This window comes from Polaromonas sp. (genome assembly GCF_012927415.1).
GTDB lineage: Bacteria > Pseudomonadota > Gammaproteobacteria > Burkholderiales > Burkholderiaceae_C > Polaromonas.
The window spans coordinates 1-11131 of sequence record NZ_JABBPF010000112.1; the positions used below are offsets into that span (position 1 = coordinate 1).

The following is an 11131-nucleotide window of genomic DNA, read 5'->3' on the forward strand; positions in this document are numbered from 1 at the left end:
TCCTTGCCCACTTCGATGCGCTTGGCCTGGCCGAGGTCAGCCAGCGTCACTTTTTCGAGCGACATGCCAACTTCTTCAGCGATGACCTTGCCGCCGGTCAGGCAGGCGATGTCTTCCAGCATGGCTTTGCGGCGGTCGCCGAAGCCTGGTGCCTTGACAGCAACCACTTTCAGAATGCCGCGCAGGGTGTTGACCACCAGCGTAGCCAGGGCTTCGCCTTCAACTTCTTCGGCAATGATCAGCAGCGGACGGCCCGCCTTGGCGACTTGCTCCAGCGTAGGGAGCAGGTCACGGATGTTGCTGATCTTCTTGTCGTAGAGCAGAACAAAGGGGTTGTCCAGCAGTGCGGACTGCTTTTCAGGGTTGTTGATGAAGTACGGGCTCAGGTAGCCGCGGTCAAACTGCATACCTTCAACCACGTCGAGCTCGGACTCGAGTGACTTGCCGTCTTCAACCGTGATGACGCCTTCTTTACCAACCTTGTCCATCGCATCGGCGATGATCTTGCCAATGGTTTCGTCAGAGTTGGCAGAGATCGAGCCGACCTGGGCGATTTCTTTGGACGTGGTGGTGGCTTTGGAAGCTTTTTTCAGTTCTTCAACCAGTGCCGTCACAGCCTTGTCGATACCGCGCTTCAAATCCATTGGGTTCATGCCGGCGGCAACGTACTTCATGCCTTCGTGCACGATGGCTTGCGCCAGCACGGTAGCGGTGGTGGTGCCGTCACCAGCGATGTCGGAGGTCTTGGAAGCAACTTCCTTGACCATCTGCGCGCCCATGTTCTGCAGCTTGTCCTTGAGTTCGATTTCCTTGGCGACAGAGACACCGTCCTTGGTCACGGTAGGGGCGCCGAAAGAGCGCTCCAGCACCACGTTACGGCCTTTGGGGCCCAAGGTTACCTTGACGGCGTTGGCCAGGATATTGACACCCTCTACCATGCGTGCGCGGGCTTCGCCGCCGAAAATTACGTCTTTTGCTGCCATGTGTGGCTCCTAGAAATATTTAAACGAATGAATTACGAATAACCGTCGACTGGCCGGAAGTTTTACTTCTCGACAACTGCAAACAAATCTTCTTCTTTCATGACGAGCAACTCGTCGCCGTCAACTTTGACGGTCTGACCGCTGTATTTGCCGAACAAAACGCGGTCGCCGACTTTGACGCCCATTGGGCTGATATCGCCCTTGTCGTTTTTCTTGCCCGGACCGACAGCCAGCACTTCGCCTTGATCAGGCTTTTCAGCGGCGCTGTCAGGAATGACGATGCCGGAGGCGGTTTTGGTTTCGTTTTCCACGCGTTTGACGATCACGCGGTCATGCAGAGGACGAAGTTTCATGAGAGCTCCTTGTTTGAAACAATGGGTTGGGGAATTTAGAGCACCCGCCAGAAACGAGTGCCTGTCAACTTGCTGGTTTGACTGCGTTTGTTAGCACTCAATACCATCGAGTGCTAATGATAGGGGCAATCAAGCCTGTTTTCAAGAGCAGGCGCTTAATTGATGTGGTCGGGCAGCGGTGGTGGCAGTGCGCGCAGGCCGCAAGGCGCTGCTATTATTCAAAAGTGTTGCAAGTTATGTCTGAGGGTTTTGCGGATGCGATGCCCTGGTGTTGTTGTGTCATCGTCATTATTTGCGGATTTGGGTCCTCCATGAAGTTCCTTTACGTGGCTCATCTGCCATTTTCACGTTTCCTTGGGCTTCAAAGCTTGCCCGGTGCCTGCAGCAGGCTTGCCATGGTTGGGGCCTTGGCGTGAGCCTGAGCGGCCTGGTCCGACCGTGGCCCGCCTGGCCGGGCGAAGTGGCCAAGTTGATGCGCGCCATGGACTGGGAAAAAACCTCGTTGGGCGCTTCACCGGGATGGCCCCTAAGCCTGAAAACCATCGTCGATCTGATGCTGCCGGCCAAGGCAGAACTGGCGCTTTTCTGGGGTCCGGACTACCTTGCTTTTTACAACGATGCGTATGCAGCCACGATCGGCATCAAGCATCCGCAGGCATTGGGTAAGCCGGCCAGTATCTTCTGGAATGGGCTGTCGGCCGAGCTGGGACCGCTGCTGGCTGGTGTTCGGGCAACCGGCGAGACTTTTTCCGCGCGGGATCGACTCTTCGTCATCAACCGCCGGGGTGAACCGGAATCGCTGTATTTCGATATTTCCTGTTCTGCCGTGCGTGATGAGGCCAATGCCGTGGCGGGCGTGCTCTGTATTGTGAGTGAAACCACCCCGCGCGTGCTGGCTTCGCTGGCGCTGGCAAGCCAGGAAGCCGTGATGCGCAAGGAGCAGGAATTCACACGGCTACTGCTGAATTCGACCTCGGAGGGTTTTTACGCCGTCGATCGGCACGGCGTGACAACGCTGTGCAACGCCGCGTTCTTGAAAATGCTCGGCTATGACTCGGCTGACGAGGTGCTGGGCCGCAAGCTTCACCCCGAGATTTGCCAGCCCAAGGTCGATGACGCACGCTACCTCGACGCCGACTGCGCCATTTTCCATGCCGCGCAGACCGGCAAGTCTGCCTTTGTCACGGGTGAAGTTTTCTATCGCAAAGATGGCTCGCCCCTGCCGGTCGACTACCGCGTGGAGCCGATCTGGCGCCTGGGCGTGCTGGAAGGGGCAATCTGCACCTTTCTGGATACCAGTGAACGCCTGCTTGGCCAGCAGAGCAAGAAGGCGCGAGAAAAAGCGGAAAGTGACTTGCGTGAAACGCACGACCAGCTACGCTTTGCCGAGGCTGCTGGCGGAATTGGCACTTTTTTGCTGGAAATTGACAGCGACACCCTCACGGTTTCCGCAGAGTTTTGCCGGCTGTTTGGCTTGCCGCCGTCGCGCACGCTGCCTGCCAGCGCTGTGGAGTCGCTTTTTCGAAAACAGGGTGGCGACGCGTTTTCGACCAAGGCAAGCCGTCAAAGAGGCGATGCTTCCCTGAATGCCGAATACCGTATCGGGAAGGCAGCCACCGGCGAGGTTCGCTGGATTTCCCGGCGTGCCGAATTTGTCCGGGATGAGGACGGACGACCGGTCTGGATGCGCGGCGTGGTGCAGGACGTGACGGATCGCAAAAGCGTCGAGGCAACCTTGCGGGAAAGCGAGTCGCGCTTCCGGGTACTGGCGCAAGCCGTTCCCAACCAAGTCTGGTCAGCCACGCCGCAGGGCAAACTCGATTGGGTAAACCATAAAGTTTCCGAATATGCCGGCCTGGCTGAAGAAAAATTGCTGGGTGAAGGATGGATCAGCTTGCTGCACCCCGACGACCGGCAAAGAGTCGGTGCGCAGTGGCAGCGCTCCCTGCAGCGCAAGACGCGTTACGAAACCGAGTTCCGCCTGCGAAGGCGCGACGGCGTTTACCGCTGGCATCTTGCGCGCGCCTTGCCCATCACGTCTGAAGGCATTACGCGCTGGCTCGGCGCCAATACCGACATCGAGGAGTTGAAAGCCGCGCAGGCCGAATTGGCGCAGCTCAATGCCACGCTGGAGCAGCGCGTCGAACAACGCACCCGCGACCGCGACCGCATGTGGCGCCTGGCAACGGACCTGATCGTGGTGACCGGGTTTGACGGAATCATCAAATCGGTCAATCCGGCATGGAAGAAGTTGCTGGGCTGGGAGGAGCGTGAACTGCTGGACACCGCGTTTTTGCGCCTGGTGCACGAGGACGACCGGCAAGGCAGCCAGGCGGACACAAAAAAGCTCGAGGCGGGGCGCGCCACGCGGCGGTTCGAGAATCGTTACCGCCACAAGGACGGCAGCTACAAAACCATTGCATGGATTGCCGTGCCCGACGACGAGCGCGTTCATTTGGTGGGCCGCGATATCAGCGTTGAGCGCGAGTCAGCGCTGGTATTGAAAGAAGTCGAGGAACGCCTCAGACAAAGCCAGAAAATGGAAGCGATTGGCCAGTTGACCGGCGGCATTGCGCATGATTTCAATAACCTGCTGCAAGGCATTTCCGGATCGATCGACGTGATTAGAGGTAGGCTGGCAGCCGGGCGCACCGACGACATTGGTCACTTCATGGACTCGGCCACCAACTCGGCGCACCGGGCGGCGGCCCTGATTCACCGGTTACTGGCTTTTGCGAGGCGCCAATCGCTGGCCAGCAAGATGGTGGACGTCAATGCGCTGGTCGTGTCCATGGAAGACCTGATGCGCCGCACGCTGGGCGAACACATAGAACTGCTGGTCGCCATGGGCGAAGACGCATGGCCCGCACGCAGCGACGAAAACCAGCTTGAGAGCGCCCTGCTGAACCTGGCCGTCAACGCCCGCGATGCCATGCCCGCTGGCGGCACGCTCACCATCCGCACCGCAAACGCCACGCTGGAAGAAAGCTACACGCGTCGCCACGAGGGCTTGCTGCCTGGGGACTACACCGTGATTTCCGTTTCTGACACCGGCATCGGTATGTCGCCTGATGTGCTGGCCAGGGTGTTTGAGCCCTTTTTCACCACCAAGCCCATAGGGCAGGGCACCGGCCTGGGACTTTCGATGATCTACGGCTTTGCCAAACAGTCAGGTGGCCATGTGCGCATCCACAGTCACCTCGGCCAGGGCACTGAAGTCAGCCTGTACCTGCCGCGTCAATCCTCCGCCGATGCGCATGAGGAAGTGGCGGAGCGGTTGCCTGCCAGATGTCTTCAGGCAGAGGGCGAAACAATTCTGGTGGTGGAGGACGATGCGGCGGTGCGCATGATCGTGCTGGATGAGCTCAATGAGCTGGGCTACACCACCCTGGAAGCCGTGGACGGGCCGAGCGCCATTCACATTCTTCATTCGGCGCGCAATATCGATATATTGATATCCGATGTAGGCCTGCCAGGCATGAATGGTCGGCAGATTGCCGAAATCGGGCGTCAACACCGGCCTGGCTTACCGGTCCTGTTCATGACCGGTTATACGCAAAGCGCGGCCTCCCGTTCGGAGTTCCTGGCGCCCGGCATGGAGATGATCACCAAACCGTTTGCAATGGACGAGCTCGCCGCGAAAATACGCGAAATGCTGGCTGGCAGCGCGCGTTTGGGCAAGGCATCGGGCCTCTGAAATTTTATTGAAAGCACCTGTCATGTCCAGTGTTACTCCCGCTTTCAAAGGGCGCCTTGCCGAGGCGGCGCAGTATGCGCTGTTGCGTCGGCTGGCCCCGGCCATCCGTCACAACATGGCGGGTTCACTGCAGCCCATCGGTATGATTGCCGCGATGCTTGAAAGGCGGCTGCAAGGCGCTACGCCCGATCTGGCCCAGCTTGGGAAGAATGCCAGCGACATCAGTGCGCTTTCGCGTGAAGCGGCCAGCTCCTGCATGAATCTGATGACCTGGCTGGCACCGCGGGAAAGTGAACCGGTACCCATGAATTCAGGCCTGGATGAAGCGCTGCAATTGCTGGCCACCGAGCTTTCCTTCCGGGGTTTTACCCTGGTGAACGAGATCGGAGAGGTTGACACGCAGGTGCGGCGAAGCGCGCTGCGCAGCGTAGTCACGGCCAGCCTGATCGCACTGACCGATGCGGCCGCGAGCCCGGCCAGCATTGTGCTGAGCGCACGAGTGCTGGACGGCGAAACGCAGCTCTTTATCGAGTTGGTCGCAGCCGGAGGGGCCGCTGCGACCAGCAGTCCGCAGGCTTACCGGCAACTGGGATGGGACGATGTACAGGCGCTTGCCGACATCGAAGAGATTGGCCTGCTGCATTTTGAAAACCGGATCGAGTTGCGCTTTCGCGGCGTTGACGCTCCGTTCACCTGAAGTCGCGTTCGCGGCTGGCGCGGTTCGTCTGGTTGACGGGAGAGTGTCCTACAGGTATTTCCTTGTGGGCTGACACGCGCGGATGGGGGACGACCTTAGAGTAGAAACAACGTTTGGCCTCCATTCATACAGTAAGCAAGGAATAACGATGTTGCAACCCAGTCTGCGCCTAGAGGATCAAAAGAGCAGTTTGCCGCTCTCCACGCGCGAATTTCCAGCGCTGGCCGTGACAAAGGCTTCCCAGCGCTGGCCGTTTCGGGTGTCCGAGGGCAGCTGCGAGCAGCCGGTTGGATTTAGTGGCGACACGCAGGAATGCGCTCCGCCCGGGGTGTTCGTAAGCTGAAAACGTCCTGAAAAAGCTTGACATGACTCAAAAAAAAGTACGCCCGCACATCGGGACCGATGCGGAAACATTTCACGCCAAGGCACCAAAACCGCGCGTGAAGCCCGCTAAAACCGGGGAGGCGTTTGGCGTGGAGGGTACCAACAAGACCATTGCCCAACCCAAGCCTGATGGCGAGCCGCCCGAAGAGCTTGGTCCCTCCGACCGCTTGCGATTTATTGCCAAATCCCCCTACACACGTGGTTAGTTCTGGAGCCATTGCTTGAAATACCTCGGCGTTTACCTGACGATTTTCCTGACCATGTTCCTGGTCGACATGCTTTGGTTGCGTGTCATCGCCACCGCTTGGTATGCACAGGGCCTTGGCCACTTGCTGGCCAGCTCTCCCAACTTGGCGGCAGCCGGTATTTTCTACCTGCTGTTTCCGGCCGGACTACTGATTTTTACCGTGCTCCCGTTTGAAAATTCGTCCTTGCCCAGGGTAGTGGCGATGGGTGCTTTGTTCGGTTTTTTTGCCTATGCCACTTACGACCTGAGTAACCTAGCCACCCTGAAAGACTGGCCCGTCAGCATCACCTTGCTGGATATTGCCTGGGGCAGCGTTGTAAGCGGTTTGTCGGCAGGCGCTGGCAAGTTCTGCCTTCAAGCGCTCGAATAGCCTACCGCTGCTTGCCGGAGGTTGACAGGGTCGGAACCGGCGCTGTCAGCAAAAAAGCCACCTGAAGGTGGCTTTGACACGATTGCAGGGCTTGCGCCCGCCGTCCTTGATTAATTACCTGCCGGCAGCCGCGCGCAGCGCCGCTGCCTTATCGGTGCGTTCCCAGGTAAATTCTGGCTCGTCGCGGCCAAAATGTCCGTAAGCCGCGGTTTTTTCATAAATCGGCCGCAGCAAGTCGAGCATCTGGATAATTCCCTTGGGCCGCAGGTCGAAATGTTCGTTGATCAGCGCTGCCAATTTTTCGTCCGGCATCACTCCCGTGCCTTCGGTGTACACCGTCACATTCATCGGGCGCGCCACGCCAATGGCGTAGGCCACCTGGATCTGGCATTGCCGGGCAAGCCCTGCAGCGACGATGTTTTTGGCCACGTAGCGCGCTGCGTAGGCTGCCGAGCGGTCCACCTTGCTCGGATCTTTGCCGCTGAAAGCGCCGCCGCCGTGCGGACAGGCGCCACCGTAGGTATCGACAATGATCTTACGGCCGGTCAGTCCGCAATCGCCCTGCGGGCCGCCGATGACAAAACGGCCAGTCGGGTTGATCAAATACTTGGTGTTTTCTGTCAGCATGTGCTTAGGCAGCACGGGCTTGATGATCTCTTCAATGATGGCCTCGATGAATGAAGCTTTCATTTTTTTGGGTGTCTCGCTCTGGTCCGGGCTGTGCTGGGTGGAGAGCACCACGGTGTCTATACTGTGCGGCTTGCCGTCGACGTAACGCATGGTGACCTGGCTTTTTGCGTCAGGACGCAGGAAAGGCAGGCGGCCGTCCTTGCGCAACTGTGCCTGGCGCTCGACCAGGCGGTGCGCGTAATAGATCGGCGCCGGCATCAGCTCGGGCGTTTCGTCGCAGGCATAGCCGAACATCAGACCCTGATCGCCCGCGCCGGTGTTCAGGTGGTCGTCGCTGGCATGATCGACGCCCTGGGCGATGTCATTGCTCTGCTTGTCATAGCAGACCATGACCGCACACCCCTTGTAGTCAATGCCGTACTCGGTGTTGTCGTAGCCGATGCGCTTGATGGTGTCGCGCGCCACCTGGATGTAGTCAACGTGCGCGTTGGTGGTGATCTCGCCGGCGAGCACGACCAGGCCGGTGTTGGTCAGCGTTTCGGCAGCTACGCGGCTACGCGGATCCTGTTTGAAAATCGCATCCAGAATCGCATCGGAAATCTGGTCAGCCACCTTGTCGGGATGACCTTCAGAAACGGATTCGGAAGTAAAGAGAAAATCGTTCGCCATTGCGTACACTCCATAAAGTTTGTTGGCGCGTTGCCAGCTGGAATGCTTCGGCGAACGCTTTAGCAGTTTGGTTTAATGTCGCCCTGCAAGTTGTTCAGTAACTCGGCGACAAGCGTGATTATAAGACGCCGATTTTTTAGCCGCATTGTCAAACACCTTTCCATGCTCTGGTTATTCCGTTTTTTCTCTCACTGGCCGCTGGCCATGCTGCACGCGCTGGGCGGCGCGCTGGGTTGGCTGGTTTGGGCCTTGAGCCCGGCCTACCGGGCCCAGTTTCGCGCCCATGTTGCACAGGCCGGCGTGTCCTTTGAGGTGGCTCGGCCAGCGATCGCCGAGGCTGGCCGCTTTGTCGCCGAGTTGCCCAAGCTCTGGCTGCGGCCGCGCTCGCAGTCGTGCCTGGGCAATGTCCAGGTGAGTGGCCAGGGCCATGCCGAGCAGGCTTTTGCGCGCGGCAAGGGCGTTATTTTTTTCGGCCCCCACTGCGGCAGCTTTGAGTTGGGGCCGCAGGCGCTGGCTGAGCTGTACGGGCCCATCACCGCGATTTACCGGCCTGCCCGCATAGCCTGGCTGGCCCGGCTGGAAAGCCTGGCGCGTGACCGGCAAAACCTTACCGTGGTGCCGGCCAGCCTGGGCGGCATCCGCCTGATGCACAAGACGCTGAAAGCCAATCAGGCGGTCGCCATGCTGACCGACCAGGTGCCGCCGGAGGGGCTGGGCCTCTGGGCGCCGTTTTTCGGCCGGCCCGCTTACACCATGACGCTCGCGGCCCGGCTGGCGCTGCAAAGCGGCGCGGTTTTGTTGCCCGTGAGTTGCGAACGCCTGCCTCATGGCCAGGGTTACCTGCTCAAGATCTGGCCTGCACTGGCGGATAGGGAGGCGCGCGGCAAGTCCGACACGCTACGCGCCGACATGATCAAGTTGGTCACCCGGATCAACCAGGCGATTGAAGCCATCGTGTTGAGCCAGCCAGGCCAGTATTTGTGGGGCTATGCGCGCTACAAGACGCCGCGCAGGGACATCGCTTGAAAACGCCTGTCCAGGCGATCGGCTTGGCGGCCAGCCACGCGGGCATTTTTTTCATGAAGGCGCTGGCATTCTTGCCCCTGTCCTGGGTGCGCGGCCTGGGCGCGGCGCTGGGCTGGGTTCTGTACGCCTTGATTAGGTCTCGTCGGCATGTGGTGCTGGCTAATTTTGCGCTGTGTTTTCCGGCAATGACCGACCCCGCGCGGCGCCGGCTGGCCAGGCAAACCTTTGTCTGTTTCTCGCAGGCCTGGCTGGACCGCTCCTGGTTGTGGCATGCGCCCAAGGCGTGGGTGCAGCGGCGCGTGACGCTGACGGGCGCGGTGCATGAATTGGCCGGCAGCGAACCGACAGTGATTTTTTTGCCGCATTTTGTCGGTCTGGATGCAGCCTGGGCAGCCGTAGCCCTGCAGCAGCCGCGGCCTTCTACGACGATTTACACCGACCAGTCCAACCAGCTGGTGGATCAATGGATATTGCGCGGCCGTCGGCGTTTTGGCCACCTGCGCCTGTTTGGCCGGATTGACGGCGTGAAACCCATCGTGGCGGCGCTGCGTGAAGGGCAGCCGCTGTATTTGTTGCCCGACATGGATTTTGGCCCCGATGAGTCGGTGTTCGTACCTTTTTACGGGGTGCCCACTGCCACCGTGCCTTCGCTGGCCCGCTTTGCCCGGCTGGGTCGGGCCCGGGTCGTGCCCCTGCTGCCGCGCCTGACCGCTGGAGGTTACGAGGTGCAGGTGCTGCCCGCCTGGAAAAATTTCCCGAGCGACGACGCACTCGCTGACACCGCGCTCATGAACGCGCGGCTACAGGACTACATCAACACCATGCCGGCGCAGTATTACTGGGTGCACAAGCGCTTCAAGACCAGGCCTGAAGGCGAGCCTTCGCTATATTGAGCGGGCAGGGCTGTGAAAAAACCAGTTTTAAGCCTTTTCGGCTCCAGGTCCAGTATTTTCCGCCTTAACTTGCTATATTATTAATAGCAATCAGCTGTTTCGCCGGATTTCGCTCAACGAAGAAATTGTTGCAGATAATCCGCTACCAGAGCGGGTTGTTCATGCACGATCCAGTGGGTCGCACCTTCCACGCGATGAAGCTGCATCTGCGGAACGAAGTCCGCCAGTCCGTCGAGCAAGGCCGGCGGCAGGGCGGTGTCGCCCATTGCCCAGATGACCAGCGTGGGAACGTGAATTTCAAGTCTGTCGCGCGCAATCGTCACGGCGGCAGCGGCCGGATCGTTGTGCGGCGCGCCCGGCCTGGGCGGGCGCAGCGGTGATGCACGGTAATAGTTGAGCGCGCCGGTCAGGCCGTGGCGCCAGACCTCCTGGTACTGCGCCCTGACGGCGTCCGTCAGCCACGGATGGGGGCCGTCAACCGCGCCCATGGCGCTAAAAAATTCCCATAGACGGCGAAAATTATCCTCGGCCAGCAGCGCTTCGGCGTCCGGCCGGATCAGGAAATTCATGTAGGCGCTGGCGGCCTGCTGCGCCGGAGAGTGTTTCAGCTCGCGCAGAAAAGTGCCGGGGTGCGGCGAGTTGATGATGACAAGCTTCCTCATGAGGCCTGGCTGCGCCGCCGCCAGGCTCCAGGCAACCGCGCCGCCCCAGTCGTGCGCTATCAGGCAGGCAAGCTGGCCCCCACGTTCGCCCACGGCGTGTGGTTCGCTACTTCCCGGGTGGGCTGAACTTGCTTGGGGCGCCCCGGCGCTGCGTTCGTGGCCACCAAGTTGGTCGCGGCACTCCAGCTCAATCAGTGCAGCAATGTCCTGCATCAGGTGTTTGGCCCGATAAGCCGCCGCATCAGGGGGCGCGCTTGACAGCTCAAAGCCACGCAGATTGGGTGCAATGCAGCGAAAACCTCCGTTTTCGGGGCGCGCGAAATGCTCAAGCATGCCGTCCCATACGAAAGCGGCTTCTGGAAAGCCGTGCAGAAACATCAGGACAGGCCTGCCTATGGCACCGGCGCTGCGGCACGAGAGGGTGATGCCGTGCGGTAGTTCGCGCAAACTGGTTGTAATCATTTTGCTACTTTTTCTATAGCTACTGAAGCCGATAAATAATGGACCACAGGAGGTTTTT

The 11131-nt window shown here is 59.8% G+C and carries 10 protein-coding genes; 6 read left to right on the top strand and 4 right to left on the bottom strand.

The window, feature by feature from the left end; translation table 11 throughout:
- Both groEL and HHJ19_RS11110 read right to left on the bottom strand, forming a co-directional pair.
- Positions 1 to 983 (bottom strand): chaperonin GroEL (gene groEL / locus HHJ19_RS11105; protein WP_296907212.1); only part of this gene is annotated, 983 nt, incomplete at its 3' end.
- 62 nt (positions 984 to 1045) lie between these two features.
- Positions 1046 to 1336, bottom strand: coding sequence for a co-chaperone GroES (locus HHJ19_RS11110; protein WP_296907215.1), 291 nt, complete (start codon positions 1334 to 1336; stop codon positions 1046 to 1048).
- Between the two features lie 412 nt (positions 1337 to 1748).
- Between HHJ19_RS11110 and HHJ19_RS11115 the strand changes: the two genes are divergently transcribed.
- From HHJ19_RS11115 to HHJ19_RS11130, 4 genes are all read left to right on the top strand, one after another.
- Entirely contained in the window at positions 1749 to 5033 is a 3285-nt protein-coding gene (locus tag HHJ19_RS11115) for a PAS domain-containing sensor histidine kinase (RefSeq protein WP_296907218.1), read from the top strand.
- A 22-nt stretch (positions 5034 to 5055) separates the two neighbouring features.
- Positions 5056 to 5730 (top strand): hypothetical protein, encoded by a 675-nt coding sequence (locus tag HHJ19_RS11120; RefSeq protein WP_296907221.1) that lies wholly within the window; start codon positions 5056 to 5058, stop codon positions 5728 to 5730.
- Between the two features lie 365 nt (positions 5731 to 6095).
- Positions 6096 to 6320 carry a hypothetical protein gene (locus HHJ19_RS11125; protein ID WP_296907223.1) on the top strand — a complete coding sequence of 75 codons (225 nt, stop codon included), beginning with the start codon at positions 6096 to 6098 and terminating at the stop codon, positions 6318 to 6320.
- Positions 6321 to 6335: 15 nt separating this feature from the next.
- On the top strand, positions 6336 to 6731 hold the full coding sequence (locus HHJ19_RS11130) for a DUF2177 family protein (RefSeq protein WP_296907226.1): 396 nt from the start codon (positions 6336 to 6338) through the stop codon (positions 6729 to 6731).
- Positions 6732 to 6845: 114 nt separating this feature from the next.
- On the opposite strand, the gene metK is transcribed toward HHJ19_RS11130, so the two are convergent.
- The gene (gene metK, locus HHJ19_RS11135; protein WP_296907228.1) at positions 6846 to 8030 is read right to left on the bottom strand and encodes a methionine adenosyltransferase; all 1185 of its coding nucleotides are present in this window, start codon (positions 8028 to 8030) and stop codon (positions 6846 to 6848) included.
- Between the two features lie 162 nt (positions 8031 to 8192).
- On the opposite strand from metK, the gene HHJ19_RS11140 reads away from it, so the two are divergent.
- Both HHJ19_RS11140 and HHJ19_RS11145 read left to right on the top strand, forming a co-directional pair.
- Positions 8193 to 9056: a lysophospholipid acyltransferase family protein gene (locus tag HHJ19_RS11140; protein ID WP_296907230.1), complete on the top strand. Its 864-nt coding sequence runs from the start codon at positions 8193 to 8195 to the stop codon at positions 9054 to 9056.
- Entirely contained in the window at positions 9053 to 9949 is an 897-nt protein-coding gene (locus HHJ19_RS11145; protein ID WP_296907232.1) for a lipid A biosynthesis acyltransferase, read from the top strand. Before HHJ19_RS11140 ends, HHJ19_RS11145 begins: the two co-directional genes overlap by 4 nt.
- Before the next feature lie 113 nt (positions 9950 to 10062).
- Here HHJ19_RS11145 and HHJ19_RS11150 read toward each other — a convergent pair whose 3' ends face one another.
- The gene (locus tag HHJ19_RS11150) at positions 10063 to 11073 is read right to left on the bottom strand and encodes an alpha/beta fold hydrolase (protein WP_296907234.1); all 1011 of its coding nucleotides are present in this window, start codon (positions 11071 to 11073) and stop codon (positions 10063 to 10065) included.
- Positions 11074 to 11131 lie beyond the last annotated feature (58 nt).

What these genes read in the sequence shown, in the direction of transcription:
- HHJ19_RS11150 (WP_296907234.1), bottom strand. Translation starts at nt 11,073, where the DNA reads ATGATTACAACCAGTTTGCGCGAACTACCGCACGGCATCACCCTCTCG.
- HHJ19_RS11140 (WP_296907230.1), top strand. Translation starts at nt 8,193, where the DNA reads ATGCTCTGGTTATTCCGTTTTTTCTCTCACTGGCCGCTGGCCATGCTG.
- HHJ19_RS11120 (WP_296907221.1), top strand. Translation starts at nt 5,056, where the DNA reads ATGTCCAGTGTTACTCCCGCTTTCAAAGGGCGCCTTGCCGAGGCGGCG.
- HHJ19_RS11110 (WP_296907215.1), bottom strand. Translation starts at nt 1,336, where the DNA reads ATGAAACTTCGTCCTCTGCATGACCGCGTGATCGTCAAACGCGTGGAA.
- HHJ19_RS11125 (WP_296907223.1), top strand. Translation starts at nt 6,096, where the DNA reads ATGACTCAAAAAAAAGTACGCCCGCACATCGGGACCGATGCGGAAACA.
- metK (WP_296907228.1), bottom strand. Translation starts at nt 8,030, where the DNA reads ATGGCGAACGATTTTCTCTTTACTTCCGAATCCGTTTCTGAAGGTCAT.